Consider the following 18,411-nt stretch of genomic DNA (forward strand, 5'->3'; position numbering starts at 1 on the left):
GGTCACGGCTCCGCTCAGGAGAGCAGCGAGGCCTGGAAACGGCGCATGCCGCGCAGCCAGCGGTCGTAGTCGGCACCCTTGCGGCGGTACATCTCGAGGACCTCCGGGTGCGGCAGGATCAGGAACCGCTCGTCGTCGATCGCCGCGAGGACCACCTCGGCGACCTCCTCGACGGTCAGCACCTCCCCGGCGGTCTCCACCGCACGCTGCATCAGGTCGCCGTTCGGGTCGTCCGGCATGGCCTCCGGCCGCAGCAGTTTGGTGTCGACGCCCATCGGGCACAGGCAGCTGACCCGGACCCCGCGGTCGCCGTAGCTGGCCGAGAGCCACTCGGCGAAGCCCACCGCGGCGTGTTTGGTGACCGAGTAGGTGGCCGATCCGAGCTGGGTGAGCAGTCCCGCCGCCGACGCGGTGCTCAGGAAGTAGCCACGGCCCCGTTCCACCCAGTCCGGGACGAGGAGACGGGCGGCGCGCACGTGGCCCATCAGGTTGATGTCGATCGCCCGCTCCCAGTCGGCGTCGGTGGCGTCGATCCCACCGCGACCACCGATCCCCGCATTGGCGACATACAGATCCACCGGACCGAATGCCTCTGCCGCAGCGGCGATCACGGCCTCGATGTGCTCCTGTGACGCGGCATCGCCGGCGAGTGCGCGAGCAGAACCACCGGCCTTCTCGATGTCGGCGGCGGTGACCGCGACCGACGCCTCGTCGAGGTCGGTGACGACGACGCGGGCACCGCGGGCGGCCAGCGCGCGGGCGATGGCCCCGCCGATCCCGCCACCCGCTCCGGTGACGACGGCGACTGTGTTCTCGATCTCCATGAATCGAACGTACTTGAACCCAGTTTCAAGTTCAAGGACCTGGGTCCGCACAGAACGGGACCCCGAGGTCAACCGACCCCGGGGTCCCGAAAAAATCGCCCGCTCGCTACGCTCCCGGTGCTGCCACACCGCGCCCGCTCGCTACGCTCCCGGTGCGCCCGGCCCGAATTCCTCCAGCATGTCCGTCACCAACGCCGCAATCGGCGACCGCTCACTACGGGTGAGCGTGATGTGCGCGAACAGCGGATGCCCCTTGAGCTTCTCGATCACCGCGGCGACACCGTCATGACGCCCCACCCGCAGGTTGTCACGCTGCGCCACATCGTGGGTGAGCACCACCCGCGAACCCGCACCCAGCCGTGACAGGACCGTCAGCAGCACATTGCGTTCCAGCGACTGCGCCTCGTCGACGATCACGAACGAATCGTGCAGGGACCGCCCGCGGATATGCGTCAGCGGCAAGACCTCCAGCATCCCGCGACCGAGCACCTCCTCGATCACCTCCGGCGACGCCAGCCCCTCGAGGGTGTCGAACACCGCCTGCGCCCACGGCCCCATCTTCTCGGCCTCACCGCCGGGCAGGTACCCCAGTTGCTGGCCACCGACGGCGTACAGCGGGCGGAACACCACCACCTTGCGCTGGGTACGGCGCTCGAGCACCGCCTCCAGACCCGCGCACAACGCCAGCGCCGACTTGCCGGTACCGGCCTTGCCGCCCAGCGACACGATTCCCACGCTCTCGTCGAGCAACAGGTCCAGGGCGACCCGCTGCTCGGCCGAACGCCCGTGCAGACCGAACGCCTCACGGTCACCGCGGACCAGCTGCACCTGCTTGGCCTCGTTCACCCGGCCCAACGCCGACGACGACCCGTGGCCCAACAGCCGAATCCCGGTGTGGCACGGCATTTCCCGGGCGTCGTCGATGTCGACCACACCGTCGGTGAACAGGGTGTCGATCACCTGCTGGTCCACGTCGAGCTCGGTCATCCCCGACCAGCCGGAGACCACCACGTCCTGGGCGTGGTACTCGTCGGCGGCCAGACCCACCGCGCCGGCCTTCACGCGCAACGGGATGTCCTTGGAGACCAGGGTGACCTCGCGACCCTCGGCCCGCAGGTTCAGCGCACAGGCCAGAATCCGCGAATCGTTGGTGTCGGTCCGGAAACCGGCCGGCAGCACCGCCGGGTCGGTGTGGTTGAGCTCCACCTGCAGGGTGCCACCGTCCTCGCCGATCGGGAGGGCGAGATCGAGGCGGCCGTACTCGAGTCGCAGGTCGTCGAGCAGACGCAAGGCCTCACGGGCGAACCAGCCGAGCTCGTGGTGGTGACGTTTGCCCTCGAGTTCGCTGATCACCACCAGCGGCAGGACCACATGGTGTTCGGCGAAGCGCTTGACCGCCCAGGGATCGGACAGGAGCACGGAGGTGTCGAGGACGTAAGTGCGAGTGGTCACGTGAGCTCCTCGTCTGTGCGGCGCCCGCACAAACCTGTTCAAGGTCGACCGGTCGGTTCTTGTCGGTGCTCTCTCGGCGTCAGCCGAGAGCGACGAGGACCGGGGCCGGCCCCCTCGCGCTGCTGCTGCAAACCACGAATCGAACCTCCCGGACGAGCCGCTTCCCCGCGACCCGTCACTGGTCAACGTACGCGGGAACCGGCATGACGGCGCGGTGGACAGGGTGTGTCGGCGTGAATTTCGCGTTAACGGACGTAGCGTGGAAGTCACTGTCGCACAAAGTGCGTCACCTGGGATTTTGCGGCCCTTTACCACCACCGGGCCCCGCTCGCGAGTGCGAGCGGGGCCCGGTGGGGTGGGAAGTGGGTGACCCGGAGGCGGGTCCTGCCGATCAGCGACCGGCGAGCGTCAGGATGCGCGTGCGCGCCGCTTCGGCGTCGTCGCCGAGTTCCTGTACCGAGTCGAGCTTGAGCGCATCGGCAAGGCTCCCGGCGATCGCGGCACGGGTCTCGTCGGTCTCGTAGCCGGCGATCAGTGCGCGCTCGGCGTCGAAGTTGTCGATGTCGTAGCCGAGCGGCTCGTCGACCAGTCGCGCCAGCGCCCGGTCCACCGCGACGACCGTGGCATCCTGGTCGGCCACCAGCGCCGCGTTCAGGAAGTTCCCGAAGGTGACTCCCTGCTGGGCGTCGTCCCCGGCGATCAGATGCAGGATCTCGCTGTACACGTCGTCGCCGACGACCGTGGCCAGCCGGTTGGTGAAGTGCACGCACTGGTACTCGTGCACCGCCATCAGCGCCAGCACGTCCAGCGGGCCGAGTTCGTCGACCTGCTCGGGGGTCTGCCGGAAGCCCTTGGTGACGTGATCACGACGCCGCTCTTCGGAGTCCACCGGATCGATGGCACGACGCACCACGAGGTAGTCCCGCAGCACCACGGCATGGCGGTTGTCCTCGGCGGTCCACACGCCGACCAGCTGCCGCCAGTCGGAGAAGGCCGGGAAGTACTTGGCCAGCACACGGTGGTAGGACGGCAGGTTGTCCTTGGTGAGCAGCAGCGCCAGCGAACCCGCGCGCGCCTCGTCGGACAGGGTGGCCTGTGAGGGATCCCAGTCGTCGCCGCCGAGGAAGGCGAAGTTGCGGCCGTCCTTCCACGGGACGTAGTCGTGCGGGTTCCACACGACCGCAGCCGCCTGGTGGTCCTCGGCGATCTCCGGAAGCGCCTTCTCGAGCGCGATGATCAGGTCGTCTTCGGTGAGTGCGTTCATCGCGTCCAGGATACGGATCCGTAACCCCCGAGGGCAATCGGGTCATATCCGCAGCACGACGGCGTGCCGGGGCCACCGGCGGCGGGACCGGCGGAGACGACGTACCCCCGGTATGCCGTCGGCACACCGGGGGTAGCTGACCGGATCTCCGGAAAGATCGGGCCGAGAAGATCAGGCCCGGCTCATCAGACCCCACGACTCGAGACCCTCGTACAGCGGGAAGTCCAGGGCCAGCTTCGACACGCGCGCACGCAACGCCGAGACATCGGCGGCCTGGCCCGCGGCCAGCGCGGTACCGATGATGTCGGCGACCTCGGTGAACTGCTCGTCACCGAATCCGCGGGTGGCCAGTGCCGGGGTGCCGATCCGCAGGCCGGAGGTGACCATCGGCGGGCGCGGGTCGAACGGCACGGCGTTGCGGTTGACCGTGATACCCACCTGATGCAGGAGGTCCTCGGCCTGCTGGCCGTCGAGGGCGCTGTTGCGCAGATCGACCAGCACCAGGTGCACGTCGGTGCCGCCGGTGAGCACCGAGACACCCGCCTTGGCGACGTCGGCGCCGGTCAGGCGCTCGGCGAGCAGCTTCGCGCCCGACAGAGTGCGGCGCTGACGCTCGGCGAACTCCTCGGTGCCGGCGATCTTCAGGGCGACGGCCTTACCGGCGATCGCATGCATGAGCGGGCCACCCTGCTGGCCGGGGAACACCGCCGAGTTGAGCTTCTTGGCCCACTCCTGTTTGGCCAGGATGATGCCCGAGCGCGGGCCACCGAGGGTCTTGTGCACGGTCGAGGAGACGACGTCGGCATGCGGCACCGGCGACGGGTGCAGACCCGCGGCGACCAGGCCGGCGAAGTGCGCCATGTCGACCCACAGGCGGGCACCGACCTCGTCGGCGATCTCGCGGAACGCCGCGAAGTCGAGGGTCCGCGGGTAGGCCGACCAGCCGGCGACGATCACCTTGGGGCGGGCGTCGAGGGCGATCTTGCGCACCTCGTCCATGTCGACCCGGAAGTCTTCCTTGCTGACGCCGTAGAAGGCGTTCTCGTACAGCTTGCCCGAGAAGTTCAGCCGCATGCCGTGGGTGAGGTGGCCGCCGTGGGCGAGATCGAGACCGAGAAGGGTCTCCCCCGGCTCCATGAGTGCCTGCAGCACAGCGGCATTCGCCTGCGCTCCCGAGTGCGGCTGCACGTTGGCGAAGTCGGCACCGAACAGTTCCTTGGCCCGGTTGCGGGCGATGTCCTCGACGACGTCGACGTACTCACAGCCTCCGTAGTACCGACGTCCGGGGTAACCCTCGGCGTACTTGTTGGTCAGCACGCTGCCCTGCGCCTGCAGCACCGCGCGCGGCACGAAGTTCTCCGACGCGATCATCTCGAGCGTGTCGCGCTGACGGCTCAGCTCACCGTTCATCGCCGCGGCTACGTCGGGGTCGAGGTCGGCCAACGACATCGAGTTGACGGACTGGGAGTTCTCGGTCATGGGATCGAGTCTATTGGTTGACCCGCAGGTCCCCGAAATCCGGTCTCGGTGCTGCCGCAGGTCACACCCTCAGGCGGGTGCACCCGCCAATTCGGCCCGCAACGACGCCGGGATCAGCGGCTCGTCGAGCAACCGCCCGAACCGTGCCGCACGGCCGTCCCCGGCGATGGTCGGCACATCGGCGTCGAGCCACTGCTCGAGGAGCCGGTAACCCTCCACATAGGTCGAGATATAGGCACGCCACAACGGCGAGGTCAGGAATCGCAGCATCTGCCGGGCGCGGGCCTCCGGGGCGAGCAGCCACCGCTGCAGGAAGGCGGTGGCCTCGTCGGCGTCGGCGTGCCGGTCGTGCAGCAGCAGGGCCGCATCCTGGCGCACCCCGATCAGACCGCCGGTGGCACCACCGACCCGCTGGGCGCGGTCACCGTCGAATCGCAGCCCGAGGTCGGCGTAGATCTCCTGCGCCCACAGTCCCCAGTCCGGCCCGACGATCGCCTGGAGTGCGTGGTCGGCGAGCCCCTCGGCCATCAGGCACTGCGGGGTGTTCACCAGGAAGATGGTCTGTTCGTCCTGGCCGCCGCCGACGAGTCGCTGTTCCTTGCGACAGTGTTCGGTGTGGTGCCCCGGGTACGCCTCGTGGGCGATCAGGTGCGGCAGGCTCGACATGTACTGGGTGAGGTCGGCGTTGATCGCGACCCGGGAGCGGTAGTCGCCGAGGTAGTAATTGAATCCCGACCACGGTTTGTCGGTGACCACCTCGAACTCGACGATCTCGGCGTCGGGCAGCGGGTAGGCGTCACGAACCTTCTCCCGCAGCGCGCCGCTGAACGCGCGCACGCACTCGTCCACCCGCTCGGGCGGGATCTCGTCGGCACGACGGTAGGCGGTGTAGCTCGACAGCAGACGGTCGGCGGCGGCATCCGGTTCGCCGAGTGCGACGGCGAGCTCGGCATGTGCCGCCCGATAGGTCTCCACATCGCCGAGGGTGATGTCGACGTCGAAGTACGCACGCACCTCGTCGACGAAGGAGATGTCCTCCCCGGCGAACGTGCGGGCCGAACACTCCAGCGCACGCAGATGCGCACCGACGAACGCCGCACGTTCGGGGTCGAGGTCGGCGGGGAGATCGCCCTGCAGGCCCCGCGCGACCTGCGCCAGCTGCGCCGGATCCGGGGCCGGTCCGCTCATCACGTCGGCCCGCAGGGACGGGTCGCCGGTGTAGGCGTCGACGAAGCCCTCTTCGAGCCGGTCGAACGCGAGGCCGAGGCGCAGATAGTCGGTGACCAGCGGCGAGATGGGTCGGTGACCATGTTCGGAAGGCATGGAAGGAAGGCTACCCATGGCGCGGGTTACACGTGGTCCTAAGCTGTAGCGCATGACATCTCGGGTCTCCTGTGACCTCGCCCCGACGGGACGCGCCGGCTGATGGCGCGCGACACGACCGGGCGCGATCCGAGCCTCTATCTGGAGCTCGATCGCAAGCAGTGGCGTGAACTCCGCGAATCGATGCCGATGGTGCTCACCTCCGACGAGCTCGACCAGCTCGTCGGACTCGGTGAGCAGATCGATCTCACCGAGGTCGCCGAGGTCTACCTGCCCCTCTCGCGTCTGATCCACCTGCAGGTCGCCGCGCGGCAACGGCTGTTCGCCGCGACGTCGACATTCCTCGGCGAGCGTCAGACCAACAAGCAGGTGCCGTTCGTGATCGGGATCGCCGGCAGCGTGGCGGTGGGCAAGTCGACCACCGCGCGAGTGCTCGCGGCACTGCTCGCACGGTGGGAGTCGCATCCGAAGGTCGACCTGATCACCACCGACGGCTTCCTGCTGCCGACCTCGGAGCTCGAACGCCGGGGAATCATGCACCGCAAGGGATTCCCCGAATCCTATGACCGACGCGCGCTGCTGCGGTTCGTCACCGAGGTCAAGTCGGGCGCACGCGAGGTCACCGCACCGGTGTATTCGCACATCACCTACGACATCGTGCCCGAGGTGCGTCACTATGTGCGTCAGCCCGACATCCTGATCATCGAGGGACTCAACGTCCTGCAGACCGGCGAGAACCTCATGGTGTCGGATCTGTTCGACTTCTCCATCTACGTCGACGCCAAGACCACCGACATCGAGCGCTGGTACATCTCTCGGTTCCTGCAGATGCGGTCGGGCTCCTTCGCCGACCCCAACTCGCACTTCCACTACTACGCATCGCTGACCGACGAGCAGGCGACCATCGCCGCCCGCGACATCTGGACGTCGATCAATCTGCCCAACCTGCGCGAGAACATCCTGCCCACCCGGCCCCGCGCCACCCTCGTGTTGCGCAAGGACGCCGACCACTCGATCAATCGGGTCCGACTGCGCAAGTTGTGAATCCGGGCCACCGCCGAGCCCGGTGCACCACCGGCGCTAACGCGTCCACGGCGGACTGATCGGGTCGCCACCGGCGATCGTGGCGGTGAGCCCGACGACGGTGGTGACCCACATCGTCACCGGGTCGGGGCCGGGGTTGTCCACGGCCACCGCCGACCCGGCGGGCACGAAGACCACCTCCCCCGGCGACGGGGTCACGGGCTCGCCGTCGAGCCGGATGACCGGTTCACCGGCCAGCACGAGGAAGACCTCCTCGTGGTCGACGGTGTGCTCGGCCCCCGACTGCCCCGGACCGATGGTGGTTCGCCAGGCGCACAGTTCCCGGCTGCCGGACGAGGGCGACACGAAGGAGTCGAAGTCGGCTCCGTGCAGGGAGTGTCGGACGGGTTGGGTGATGTGCATGGCCAGGCCCTTCAATTAGACAAAATGACTGTCTATATTCAGACAGTTAGGCTGTCGATATGTCAAGGCCCCGTCCCCCACGCGATGCACTGCCGTTCCTGCTGATGTCGGCGACGTCGGCGGTGGCCGAGCGGATCGACGCGGCGGTCCGGGCCGCCGGACACCCCGGACTCCGGCCGGTGCACGGGCTGATCTTCGGCCGCATCGCCTCGGGCGGCGCCACGATCAACGAGATCGCCGCCCATCTCGGCATCACCAAGCAGTCCGCGGCCGCGATCGTCGGCGGCCTCGAGAAGTCGGGGATCGTCGAGCGACGCCCCCACCCCACCGACCGGCGCGCCGTGCTCATCGAACTCACCCCGCTCGGCCACGAGATCACCCGGGTGGCCGCCGACGCCGCCACCGCCGAGACACGGTCTCTGGAAGAGGCTCTCGGGCAGTCCGATTCGCAGGTATTCCTACAGGCACTCGGGTATCTCGGCGCGGGCGCGCCGCCCCGATCGGTCTGGTGATCGGGCACCGGCGCCCTACCGGGCGGCCAGCCACTGCTCCAGGGTTGTCGAGGTCTGCGTGAACTCACCGCGCGGGACGAGTCCACCGTCGCGCATCGCGGGTCCGCCGACGTTGACCGCGAACACCCACCGTGGTGAGCCCTGCTTGCGGGCAAGATGTTTCGCGATGTCGGCCAGGTCCATCTCGGCGGGTCCGGCCACCTCCACATCTCCGCCCGCCGAGTCGGTGACCGCGTCGGCGAGGACCCGCGCGGCGTCGGCGGCGGCCAGCGGACGGCACCGCATGTGCGCGACGGCCGCGACCGGACCGAACCTCGCCCTCGACAGCAGCTGTTCGGCGAGTTCGAACCATTGGGCGGAGCGGACGATCCGCAGCATTCCGGGGCCCAGGGCGTCGGTGTAGACGCGCTCCTGGGCCGCTTTTCCCTGGTAATAGCCGAATTTGGCGTTCACCTGCTCGTCGGCGGCGTTGATGATCGACAGGCAGACCACGCGCCGCGCCCCGGCGCGTTGCGCCGCCGCGGCGATGTTGGCGGCCGACGTCGAGAAGAAGTCGACGGCGACCTTCGCCTTGAGAGTGGTCACGTTGATCGCATCGACCACCACATCGGTCCCGGTACAGGCGCCGTCGAGACCCGTGCCCGCATACGCATCGACCCCGGTCGACCGTTGCGCGGCAACCACATCCACGCCGCGCGCCTCGAGTTCCCCCACCAGCCTGCGGCCGATCTCTCCGCTCGCCCCGAACACCGTCACACGCATGGCACCCTCCATCGATCCGCCGAGTGGTCGCAGTCCACGCTACTGGCAATCGGCGCCGGCGACAGCTGCGATCAGGGTCTGGGACCGATCATGTGGCGAAGAGCCGATGGACGAACGGGATGCTGTCGGCGAGGGAGGCGTTGACCGTTCCACTGTGGTCGAGGTCGTAGGTCTTCAGCGTCACCGGTTGACCGTTGTTCTTCATCCGCTGCGCCAGCAGGAGCGTTCCCGCCGCGTTGACATCGGTGTCCCTGAGCCCCTGACCGATGAGAACCGGTTGGTGGTAACCGGATTCGGGAACCCCCATGTAGTTCTTCAGCGCACCGGCGAACCCCGCGATGTGATCGAGCGGACGACTGTAGAAGTTCCCGGTAATCACATTCGACTTCCGGATGACATCACCGAAGCCGTAGTCCTGCCCCGGCCCCTCGGTGGTGTCACACAGCGGTCCCTCCGCCTCGTCCACCCAGTGCCGGCCATACGGCGTCAGATAGGAGTCCACGTTCCATTCGGGGAAGGAGGCACGCAGGCCCGACAGGATGTAGAGGACATAGCTGGTCGTCTCGGGCAGTGTGTTACCGAGCGGGACGGGTACCACCCCGGGCCGCGCCACCAAGGGGATGGCGTCCTCGATATAGGCGGGAACCCCGGTCGCGACGGCACCTCGATACGACAGGCCCCCGGAGTTGCCACCGAAGTCGTCGGCGTAGCGTGCGGTGAACATCGCCGCGCCGCCGCCCTGCGACTGCCCGACCGTCACCCACTTCCCGGCCAGCGACGGATAGGTGGCGGTCGCCGCCTTCACCGCGTCGACCACACTGTGCGCCTCGGTCTTCCCGTCGAGGTAGGGATGCGCGCCCGGGGTTCCCAGGCCGACGTAGTCGGCGGCGACGATCGCATAGCCCTGCTGCATCCAGCGACCGAGATATGCCCAGTCGCGGTCGGGCAGGATCGGCCCGTTGATCGAGTAGGCGCAGGCATCGTCGAGCCCGGTGGTGCCATGCGCCCACGCGATGACCGGCCAGCCGCCTTCCGGGGGTTGTCCGGGCGGGAAGTACACGGCCGCACTGGACTGCGCGGGGGCACCCTTGATCCCCGTGGTCCAGTACACAATTCGCTTGCCGTCGACGGAACCGGGAAGCGTTGCGCGGGCAGTCAGCGGCGCGGTCGACGTCACCTGGCCCGGGGTCGTGTCGTCGGCGTGGGCGAGCCCCGGTGACATCGACACCGCGCCTGCGAGCACTGCCAGCGTCGCCGACACCGCGGCAACCGGTCTGCGCCACCTGGGTGCCGCCGGATCAGATCGCCGGTCCTGTCGGAATCGATGGATCATCGGTGAGGCCTCCCGCTGGGGACCGCCGCGACTGCGACGATCGGCAGAATCGATGGGCCGGGAGACGTCGGTCGTCGGTCGTCATACCCTCGAACGGCAGGTGTCGGCACCCGGTCATCTCTGCGTACCAGAGATCGGTGACCGGCCGCATCCGCTGAGACCGATTCGCGCGCACGCGTCACGGACCGGAACCGGTCGTGAGGGCCGTCACGACGGATGCCCTACTTGCCGAACCGCCGATTGCGCGCGGCGAAGTCACGCAGTGCGCGCAGGAAGTCCACCCGGCGGAACTCCGGCCAGTAGGCGTCGGTGAACCAGATCTCGGAGTAGGCGCTCTGCCACAGCAAGAATCCCGACAACCGTTGCTCTCCGGACGTGCGGATCACGAGGTCGGGGTCGGGCTGACCCTTGGTGTAGAGATTGCGGTCGATCGCCTCGACGGTGACCGCGTCGATCATCTCCGCCGGCGACGCCCCCTCGGCCGCCTTCTCGGTCAGCAGGGCACGCACGGCGTCGACGATCTCCTGCCGTCCGCCGTAGCCGACGGCGACGTTGACGTTCATCCCGGTGTGTCCGGCGGTGCGTTCGGACGCCGCGCGCAGCCGGTCGGCGACGGCGTCGGGCAGCTGGTCGAGTGTCCCGACGATCCGCACCCGCCACGGGGCGGTGGCCCCGTCGGTGCCGGGATGGGCGACCGGACCGGAGATCTCGTCGACGATGTCCGGGACGATCTGCATCAGTGCGTCGAGTTCCTCGGAGTCGCGCTGCAGGTTCTCGGTGGACAGCAGGTAGATGGTGACGGTGGTGATCCCGAGTTCCGAGCACCAGCCGAGCATGTCGGCGATCCGGCGCGCGCCGACCCGATGCCCGTGGCTGACGTCCTCGAAGCCCGCCTCCTTGGCCCAGCGCCGATTGCCGTCGCAGATGATGGCGACATGCTGGGGCAACCGGGTGGAGTCCATCAGCTGGATCAGCCGCCGCTCGTACACACTGAGCATCGGTCCACGCAGGCGGTCGGGAAGCAGTTTCATCGTGGTCCACACTAGTCCGCAATCCCTCGCCGCCGAGGCGTCGGACACGAACCCGACGCCCGGACCTACGGTTACGGTACCGTAGGTTACGTGACTCCCCTGCTGACGACGCCGGTCGCCGAGCGACCCCGCCTGCGTGGCGTCATCCACCAGTACGCGGCCTTCGTCGCCGCGGCGTGCGGCATCGCCGTGATCGTGGGCGCCGCACTCCTGCGCGGCAGCGCCGCCGCGGTGTCGTGCGCCGTCTACGCCGTCACCATCGTCGGACTGTTCGCGGTGTCGGCGAGCTACCACCGCATCCCGTGGAAGTCGCCGCGCGCCCAGATCCGGATGAAACGCGCCGACCACTCGATGATCTTCGTCTTCATCGCCGGCACGTACACGCCGTTCTGCGTGATGGCACTGCCCGACCCCGCCCGCTGGTGGGTGCTCGGCATCGTCTGGGCCGGCGCACTCAGCGGCGTCGTCCTCAAGATCGCCTGGCCCGCCGCCCCACGCTGGCTCGGTGTGACCCTCTACGTCCTGCTCGGCTGGGTGATCGTGGCCGTCGCCCCGGTGCTGGTCGCGCATGCCGGCGTCACCGTGCTGGTACTGCTGGCACTCGGCGGGGTCTTCTACACCGTCGGCGGCGTGCTCTACGCGATCCGCTGGCCCGACCCGTGGCCGACGGTCTTCGGCCACCACGAGGTGTTCCATGTGTGCACCGCGATCGCGGCGCTGGCCCACTATGTCGCGGTGTGGCTGGTCGTCGCCGGCTGACGCGACGCCCCCGCCTCCGGCCGGGTACCGGCCCCGAGGGAGCGCTTGTACACCACCGTGAGCTCACCGTCGTCGGTGAGGATCCGCGTCTGCACCCCGTACACATCGGCGATCAGCTCGGTGGTCAGCACCTCGGCGGGCGGACCGAACGACACCACCCGACCGGACCGCATCACCAGCAGCCGGTCGCAGTACCGTGCCGCCAGGTTGAGGTCGTGCAGGGCGACGTAGCTGGTCACCGGCAGATCCGCGACCAACGCGAGGACGTCGAGCTGGTGGGCGATGTCGAGATGGTTGGTCGGCTCGTCGAGCAGCAACTCGCTGCGGCGGCTGAGGTCGGCGAGCACGATCGCGGTGGGATTGCGGTCGGCCACGCTCTCCCAGCTCACCTGCGGCCACTCGTCGGTGGTGTCGGCGTAGATGTTCTTCGCGCCGACGGCATCGGAGATCACACCCGACGATCCGCAGCACCCGGCCATATACGGCGTCTGGGTGTCGGCGAACCAGTACACCAGCGAGGTGTTGTCATCGGTCCCGGTGATGGCCGCCGCCGAATACCGTTGCTGCAGAGAGGAGATCAGCTCCTCACCACGGTCGGAGACATCGAAGATCTGGGCGAGCTCGCGGATCTCCTGGTAGATCAGGTCCATGGTCAGCGGTTCCGAACGCGCACCGTCGGCGTTCACGCTGGTCGCCGCGCGTCCCACGCAGTCGGTCGGCGAGAGGTAGGTGCCCACGCCGAGCCGTTCGAACTGGTCGCGGTCGCCGACGCCGCCGGGACCCAGCGTTCCGCCGAACGACGCGGTCACGAAGTCGGGCTCGGTGGCCAGCACCGTCTCCAGCGACGGCTTGTTGTCGGCCAGACGCGGGACCGACTCATTCGCCTGTGCCAGATCGGGTTTCACCGGATCGGTCCAGGTCGCGGTCCCCACCATGCGATCGGCGAGACCCAGCGACAGCAGGATCTCGGTGGAGCCCTGGTTCAGCGACACGACGCGCTGCGGGGCCTGTTCGACGGCCACCGTCTGGCCGCAGTTCTCGATCGAGACCGCCGCCGCGGAGGCCGCGTCACCGTCGGAATCGGTCGAACATGCCACTGCGGCAGCCGCTATCGTCAACGATCCGATGATCGCGAGCGATCGCCGCATCGACGTCTGTGAGATCACGTGACCCACCTGCGCCCTTCGTCATATGCGGGCACATCGGAGCGTCAGGACACCGAGCGGCCACCTACCGCCCAGATGTGAACGCACCGACCATATCCCGCGAGGTCGATGTGCACCGCGGGGGTGTTCCGCGGTCACGTCGGCAGGTCTTCGGACTCCGGACCCGGCACCTCCGTGCCACCTACCGATGGCCGCTTCCCAGATCGTCACCGACCCAGTGCCCTGGCCACCATCGTTTCCGTCACCGCTGCGGGGCAGCTCTGGATTCTCACCAGATTCCCTCTTGGCCGGCCGGGACATCTCCCGGCCAGACCGACGCGGGGCGAGCCTATCAGCCACCGGATCGCGACATTCCGGCATCCACGGCGCCGGGGCGGCACGCAGGTGTCAGCCGCGTGCCAGATCGGCCAGTACCGCGGCGCTGACCTCCCAGTCCATGCACTTGTCGGTCACCGACTTGCCGTAGACGAGCGGCTCGGCGTCCGGTGACTGCGCCCCGGCCTCGATGAAGCTCTCCAGCATCACACCGCTGATGACCGGTTCGCGGCCGGCCGCGCGGGTGGCGCGCACCGATGCCGCGATCTCGGCGGCCACCTGCGCCTGGCGCACATGGTCTTTGCCGGAGTTGGCGTGGCTGGCATCGATCATGACGCGAGCGGGCAGGCCCGCCTTGTCCAGTGCCGCAACCGCATCGGCGATCGACACCTCGTCGTAGTTGGGGCCGGGGGTGCCGCCGCGCAGGATGATGTGACAGTCGGTGTTGCCCGCCGACTCCACCAGTGCACCACGCCCGAAGTCGTCGACACCGAAGAAGACATGCTGTGCCGCAGCGGCTTTCACACCGTCGATCGCGACCTGGACATTGCCGTCGGTGCCGTTCTTGAATCCGATCGGCATCGAGAGGCCGGAGGCGAGCTGACGGTGTACCTGCGACTCGGTGGTGCGGGCACCGATCGCACCCCATGCCACCGCGTCGGCGATGTACTGCGGGCTGGTCGGCTCGAGGAACTCACACCCCACCGGCAGCCCGAGGTCGATGATGTCGAGCAGCAACGAGCGTGCGGTGCGCAGACCCCGCTCGACGTCGTAGGTCCCGTCCATACCCGGGTCGTTGATCAGACCCTTCCATCCGACGGTGGTGCGCGGCTTCTCGAAGTAGACCCGCATCACGATCTTGAGGCGGTCGTCGTACTGGGTGGCCAGCGGCGCCAGGCGGCGGGCGTAGTCGATGGCGGCCACCGGATCGTGTACCGAACACGGCCCGACGACGACGAGCAGGCGGTCGTCGGCACCGGCCAGGATAGCGGCGATCTCGTCGCGATCACGCTGCACGGCAACGGCCCGGCGTGCGGTGAGCGGCAGTTCGGTGCGGATGACATCCGGCGACGGGATCGAGCGGAATGCCTTGACCCGACGGTCCGAGGTGTTCTCGACGGTGTCGGTGGACGGCGATGTCCGGGGCAGATCTCCGAGGGTGGTCACGGTGTGCCTTTCGCGGGTGTGAGGGGCCTGTCATCTCGGCCGGCCACCCGCTGTCGTCATCGGAGGCCCTTGAAATGACAAGAGCAGCGACCGTTCTGGTCACTGCTCGGGCTCCGGGTTGTGTGGTGTGCGCAGTCAGCGCTTCATCGCAGGCTCACCCGGAGCCTCGATAAAGCGCCAATAGCCGCGCACGGAGTGGATCACGTCGCCGAGGTTAGCACACGACGACGCAACCCGACGAAACACGGTCGTCACAGGTCACGGCCGTTTGCCGGCGCCGACGCTACGGATGACCACGGTCGATGAGGTGGCTGAGCACGATGATCGACTCGGTCCGGTCCACCGGACCGGCCTGCCGGATACGTTCGAGGGCCTGCTCGAGGTGGTGCACATCGCGGGCCATCAGTCGCAGGATGGCATCGGCCTGGCCGGTGATCGTCGCCGCCGACACCACCTCCTGGATCGGTTCCCACGACGCCCGCAGGTCTTCCGGCGAGATGTTGCCCCGGCAGAACACCTGCACATAGGCCTCGGTGTTCCACTGCATCGCGGCCGGATCGATCACCGTGGTGAAGCCGGTGATCACGCCGTCGGCGACGAGCCGGTCGACCCGCCGCTTCACCGCCGGCGCCGACAGCCCCACCTGCGCACCGATGTCGGCATAGGTGGCGCGGGCATCGCGGGTGAGGCAGACGAGCACCTTTTCGTCGAGATCGTCGAGCTCGCGCAAGACTTCACCCCTTACCCGCCGACGACGACCGAAATCTTCAACAGAGACGCAATCGGTGACGATTGATTGCGTCAGATACCGACCCTACGCTCGAATTATGACGCTGACCAGCTCGTACTCCGCCGTGTCCGCTCCCCGGATCGCCCACCATCGCACCTTCGCGATGACCCCGCCGACCCACTTCACCGTCACCTACGCGATCAATCCCTGGATGGACCCGACGGTCCCGGTCGACACCGCCCGTGCGCTCGCCCAGTGGGAACAGCTGTGCCGGGTCTATCGCGACCTCGGACACACCGTGCGCCTCGTCGATCCGCAGCCGGGCCTGCCGGACATGGTCTATGCGGCCAACGGCGGGCTCGTGGTGAACGGCCGGGCGATCGCCGCACGGTTCACCTTTCCCGAGCGGGCCGTCGAGGCCGGTCACTACGCCGACTGGTTCACCGCCGCAGGCCTGGGCGAGGTGTACCGCACCGCAGGCACCCAGGAGGGCGAGGGCGACTTCCTCGTCGTCGGCGAGCGCATCCTGGCCGGTACCGGGTTCCGCACCGATCCGGCCACACATGCCGAGGTCGCCGCGATCACCGGGCTGCCGGTGATCACCCTGGAGCTGTGCGACCCGCGGTTCTATCACCTCGACACCGCCCTCGGTGTGCTCGACCAGAACACCATCACCTACTACCCGCCCGCCTTCTCCGAACCCTCCCGCCGACTGCTGGCGCAGCTGTATCCGGATGCGATCATCGCGACCGCCGCCGACGCCGAGGTGCTGGGGCTCAACCTGGTCTCCGACGGGCGCAACGTCGTGATGACCGATGCCGCACCGGGACTGGCGGCCCGGCTGCGCGAGGCGGGATTCGAGACGATCGGCGTCGATCTGTCCGAACTGCTCGCCGGTGGCGGCGGGATCAAATGCTGCACACTGGAGCTGCGCCCCTCCGACCCCGACCGGCCGGTGCCCCACCGAACGGAGGAAATGATGCCTGATCTCGCCGAACCCCATGTGGCCCACAACTACTCACCGCTACCGGTGACCGCGGCATCCGCCGAGGGCGCCTGGATCACCGATGTCGACGGGCGCCGGTATCTCGACTGCCTCGGCGCCTACTCCGCGGTGAACTTCGGCCACCGCAATCCCGAGATCGTGGCCGCGGCGCGCGCCCAGCTCGATCGGGTCACCCTGACCAGTCGTGCTTTTCGTTCCGATCGGCTCGAACCCTTCTGTGCCGCACTGGCCGAGCTGTGCGGCAAGGAGATGGTGCTGCCGATGAACACCGGCGCAGAAGCCGTCGAGTCGGCCCTCAAGGTGGCCCGTAAGTGGGGCTACGACGTCAAGGGGGTACCCGACGGGCGTGCCGAGATCATCGTCGCCGGCGGCAACTTCCACGGTCGCACGATCACCATCGTGGGCTTCAGCGACGACGACGACGCCCGCGGTGGATTCGGGCCGTTCACACCGGGATTCGTCCGCGTGCCCTACGGCGACGCGGCCGCGGTGGCCGACGCGATCACCGACGACACCGTCGCGGTGCTCGTCGAGCCGATCCAGGGCGAGGCCGGGATCATCGTCCCGCCCGACGACTATCTGCCCGCCGTGCGGACGCTGTGCACCGACAACCGGGTGCTGATGATCGCCGACGAGATCCAGTCCGGACTCGGCCGCACCGGCACCACCTTCGCGTGCGAGCACTGGGGTGTGGTCCCCGATGTCTACACACTCGGCAAGGCCCTCGGCGGCGGCATCCTCCCGGTGTCGGCGGTGGTCGCCGACACCGAGGTGCTCGGCGTCCTGCATCCCGGTCAGCACGGCTCGACCTTCGGTGGCAATCCGCTCGCCGCGGCGGTCGGGCACACCGTCGTCCGGATGCTCGCCGACGGCACCTGGCAGGCCCGGGCCGCGTCTCTCGGCACCCGGCTGCACACACGGCTCGCCGACCTCGTCGGTCCCGATGTCCTGCAGGTCCGCGGCAAGGGCCTGTGGGCGGGAATCGACATCGACCCGGCACTGGGCACCGGCAAACAGATCTGCCTCGCGCTCGCCGACGCCGGGGTGCTCGCCAAGGACACCCACGGTTCCACCCTGCGGCTGGCCCCGCCGCTGGTGATCACACCCGACGAGATCGACTGGATGGTCGACCGATTCGCCGCGGTGCTGCGCGGGCGCCACTGATCACAGCCGATCGCGGCCCGTCGGTCCACCGGGCAGGACTAGGCTCGGACAGATGACCGACGCCGACCGCACCCGCCGCGTCCTGTTGATCCGACACGGCCAGACCGCCTGGTCGTTGTCGAATCAGCACACCGGACGCACCGACATCGACCTGACGCCACGGGGTGAACAGGACGCTGCGGCGCTGGCGGGCCTCGCCGACCGGATCGGTCTGTGCCGACCGTATGTGATCGCCTCGCCCCGGCGCCGCGCGCAGCGGACCGCCGAGCTCGCGGGTCTCCATGTCGACGAGACGAGTGAACTGTTCGCCGAGTGGGACTACGGCGACTACGAGGGTCTGACCCGTCTGGAGATCCAGCGCGACCACGAGCCGAGCTGGACGATCTGGACGCATGGCGCCCGCGGTGGCGAGTCGGTGGCCGACATGACGCGGCGGGTCGACGCCGCGGTCGACCATGTGGAGGCGCGGCTACCGGAGTCGGATGTGATCGTGGTGTCCCACGGTCATTTCTCCCGCTCGTTCATCTGCCGGTTCCTCGGCTGGCCGATCACGCAGGGCGCCGCGGTCGACCTGCGTCCGGCCGGATCGGCACTGCTGGCCGAACCCGACGGTGATCGACGGCTCTCGGAACTGCGTGGCCCCGAGGGATACTGGGCCTCGGCCGCATCGATCTGATC

The 18,411-nt window shown here is 68.6% G+C and carries 17 protein-coding genes and 1 riboswitch; of the genes, 5 read left to right on the plus strand and 12 right to left on the minus strand.

The window, feature by feature from the left end; translation table 11 throughout:
- Window positions 1-14: 14 nt before the first annotated feature.
- The 5 genes from GD1_RS05605 to GD1_RS05625 all read right to left on the minus strand — a co-directional run bounded on the left by GD1_RS05605 (window position 15) and on the right by GD1_RS05625 (window position 6,342).
- Window positions 15-824 (minus strand): SDR family oxidoreductase, encoded by an 810-nt coding sequence (locus GD1_RS05605; protein WP_053777663.1) that lies wholly within the window; start codon window positions 822-824, stop codon window positions 15-17.
- 141 nt (window positions 825-965) lie between these two features.
- The gene (gene phoH2, locus GD1_RS05610; RefSeq protein WP_059036224.1) at window positions 966-2,276 is read right to left on the minus strand and encodes an RNA 5'-3' helicase PhoH2; all 1,311 of its coding nucleotides are present in this window, start codon (window positions 2,274-2,276) and stop codon (window positions 966-968) included.
- Between the two features lie 391 nt (window positions 2,277-2,667).
- Window positions 2,668-3,540, minus strand: coding sequence for an acyl-ACP desaturase (locus GD1_RS05615; protein ID WP_059036226.1), 873 nt, complete (start codon window positions 3,538-3,540; stop codon window positions 2,668-2,670).
- Between the two features lie 171 nt (window positions 3,541-3,711).
- A complete protein-coding gene (gene glyA, locus GD1_RS05620) occupies window positions 3,712-5,019 on the minus strand; it encodes a serine hydroxymethyltransferase (RefSeq protein WP_020791829.1) in 1,308 nt (435 codons plus the stop codon).
- Window positions 5,020-5,088: 69 nt separating this feature from the next.
- A complete protein-coding gene (locus tag GD1_RS05625) occupies window positions 5,089-6,342 on the minus strand; it encodes a hypothetical protein (protein ID WP_059036228.1) in 1,254 nt (417 codons plus the stop codon).
- Between the two features lie 102 nt (window positions 6,343-6,444).
- On the opposite strand from GD1_RS05625, the gene coaA reads away from it, so the two are divergent.
- Window positions 6,445-7,386 (plus strand): type I pantothenate kinase, encoded by a 942-nt coding sequence (gene coaA, locus GD1_RS05630; protein WP_020791484.1) that lies wholly within the window; start codon window positions 6,445-6,447, stop codon window positions 7,384-7,386.
- 36 nt (window positions 7,387-7,422) lie between these two features.
- Here coaA and GD1_RS05635 read toward each other — a convergent pair whose 3' ends face one another.
- Complete coding sequence (locus tag GD1_RS05635; RefSeq protein ID WP_059036230.1) at window positions 7,423-7,788, minus strand: cupin domain-containing protein; 366 nt, start codon at window positions 7,786-7,788, stop codon at window positions 7,423-7,425.
- 59 nt (window positions 7,789-7,847) lie between these two features.
- Here GD1_RS05635 and GD1_RS05640 point away from each other — a divergent pair, with 59 nt between their 5' ends.
- Window positions 7,848-8,300, plus strand: a complete 453-nt coding sequence (locus tag GD1_RS05640; RefSeq protein ID WP_059036232.1) for a MarR family winged helix-turn-helix transcriptional regulator — start codon at window positions 7,848-7,850, stop codon at window positions 8,298-8,300.
- 15 nt (window positions 8,301-8,315) lie between these two features.
- Here GD1_RS05640 and GD1_RS05645 read toward each other — a convergent pair whose 3' ends face one another.
- The 3 genes from GD1_RS05645 to GD1_RS05660 all read right to left on the minus strand — a co-directional run bounded on the left by GD1_RS05645 (window position 8,316) and on the right by GD1_RS05660 (window position 11,426).
- Window positions 8,316-9,062 (minus strand): SDR family oxidoreductase, encoded by a 747-nt coding sequence (locus GD1_RS05645; RefSeq protein ID WP_059036286.1) that lies wholly within the window; start codon window positions 9,060-9,062, stop codon window positions 8,316-8,318.
- Between the two features lie 88 nt (window positions 9,063-9,150).
- Window positions 9,151-10,284, minus strand: a complete 1,134-nt coding sequence (locus GD1_RS05650) for an alpha/beta hydrolase family protein (RefSeq protein WP_059036287.1) — start codon at window positions 10,282-10,284, stop codon at window positions 9,151-9,153.
- A gap of 332 nt (window positions 10,285-10,616) precedes the next feature.
- Window positions 10,617-11,426, minus strand: a complete 810-nt coding sequence (locus tag GD1_RS05660; protein WP_059036236.1) for an isoprenyl transferase — start codon at window positions 11,424-11,426, stop codon at window positions 10,617-10,619.
- Between the two features lie 90 nt (window positions 11,427-11,516).
- Between GD1_RS05660 and trhA the strand changes: the two genes are divergently transcribed.
- Window positions 11,517-12,185 (plus strand): PAQR family membrane homeostasis protein TrhA, encoded by a 669-nt coding sequence (gene trhA, locus GD1_RS05665; RefSeq protein WP_059036237.1) that lies wholly within the window; start codon window positions 11,517-11,519, stop codon window positions 12,183-12,185.
- Here the strand turns inward: trhA and GD1_RS05670 are convergent.
- The 3 genes from GD1_RS05670 to GD1_RS05680 form a co-directional block, all read right to left on the minus strand.
- A complete protein-coding gene (locus GD1_RS05670) occupies window positions 12,152-13,333 on the minus strand; it encodes an ABC transporter substrate-binding protein (RefSeq protein WP_083533896.1) in 1,182 nt (393 codons plus the stop codon). The genes trhA and GD1_RS05670 overlap by 34 nt on opposite strands.
- 141 nt (window positions 13,334-13,474) lie before the next feature.
- Window positions 13,475-13,683, minus strand: a riboswitch (cobalamin riboswitch).
- Between the two features lie 55 nt (window positions 13,684-13,738).
- A complete protein-coding gene (locus tag GD1_RS05675; RefSeq protein ID WP_059036239.1) occupies window positions 13,739-14,833 on the minus strand; it encodes a 3-deoxy-7-phosphoheptulonate synthase in 1,095 nt (364 codons plus the stop codon).
- A gap of 283 nt (window positions 14,834-15,116) precedes the next feature.
- Entirely contained in the window at window positions 15,117-15,563 is a 447-nt protein-coding gene (locus tag GD1_RS05680) for an Lrp/AsnC family transcriptional regulator (RefSeq protein WP_020790786.1), read from the minus strand.
- A 97-nt stretch (window positions 15,564-15,660) separates the two neighbouring features.
- Here GD1_RS05680 and rocD point away from each other — a divergent pair, with 97 nt between their 5' ends.
- Window positions 15,661-17,733: an ornithine--oxo-acid transaminase gene (rocD, locus tag GD1_RS25625; protein ID WP_083533893.1), complete on the plus strand. Its 2,073-nt coding sequence runs from the start codon at window positions 15,661-15,663 to the stop codon at window positions 17,731-17,733.
- 52 nt (window positions 17,734-17,785) lie between these two features.
- Window positions 17,786-18,409: a histidine phosphatase family protein gene (locus GD1_RS05690; RefSeq protein WP_059036241.1), complete on the plus strand. Its 624-nt coding sequence runs from the start codon at window positions 17,786-17,788 to the stop codon at window positions 18,407-18,409.
- The last annotated feature ends 2 nt before the right edge of the window (window positions 18,410-18,411 follow it).

The sequence above is a fragment of the Gordonia desulfuricans NBRC 100010 genome (genome assembly GCF_001485495.1).
In the GTDB taxonomy this organism is placed as follows: Bacteria; Actinomycetota; Actinomycetes; order Mycobacteriales; family Mycobacteriaceae; genus Gordonia; species Gordonia desulfuricans.

Coding starts and splice junctions, on each gene's coding strand:
- GD1_RS05605 (WP_053777663.1), bottom strand. CDS start 824: ATGGAGATCGAGAACACAGTCGCCGTCGTCACCGGAGCGGGTGGCGGG.
- GD1_RS05615 (WP_059036226.1), bottom strand. CDS start 3,540: ATGAACGCACTCACCGAAGACGACCTGATCATCGCGCTCGAGAAGGCG.
- glyA (WP_020791829.1), bottom strand. CDS start 5,019: ATGACCGAGAACTCCCAGTCCGTCAACTCGATGTCGTTGGCCGACCTC.
- GD1_RS05625 (WP_059036228.1), bottom strand. CDS start 6,342: ATGCCTTCCGAACATGGTCACCGACCCATCTCGCCGCTGGTCACCGAC.
- coaA (WP_020791484.1), top strand. CDS start 6,445: ATGGCGCGCGACACGACCGGGCGCGATCCGAGCCTCTATCTGGAGCTC.
- GD1_RS05635 (WP_059036230.1), bottom strand. CDS start 7,788: ATGCACATCACCCAACCCGTCCGACACTCCCTGCACGGAGCCGACTTC.
- GD1_RS05640 (WP_059036232.1), top strand. CDS start 7,848: ATGTCAAGGCCCCGTCCCCCACGCGATGCACTGCCGTTCCTGCTGATG.
- GD1_RS05645 (WP_059036286.1), bottom strand. CDS start 9,062: ATGCGTGTGACGGTGTTCGGGGCGAGCGGAGAGATCGGCCGCAGGCTG.
- GD1_RS05650 (WP_059036287.1), bottom strand. CDS start 10,284: ATGTCACCGGGGCTCGCCCACGCCGACGACACGACCCCGGGCCAGGTG.
- GD1_RS05660 (WP_059036236.1), bottom strand. CDS start 11,426: ATGAAACTGCTTCCCGACCGCCTGCGTGGACCGATGCTCAGTGTGTAC.
- GD1_RS05670 (WP_083533896.1), bottom strand. CDS start 13,333: ATGCGGCGATCGCTCGCGATCATCGGATCGTTGACGATAGCGGCTGCC.
- rocD (WP_083533893.1), top strand. CDS start 15,661: ATGACGCTGACCAGCTCGTACTCCGCCGTGTCCGCTCCCCGGATCGCC.
- GD1_RS05690 (WP_059036241.1), top strand. CDS start 17,786: ATGACCGACGCCGACCGCACCCGCCGCGTCCTGTTGATCCGACACGGC.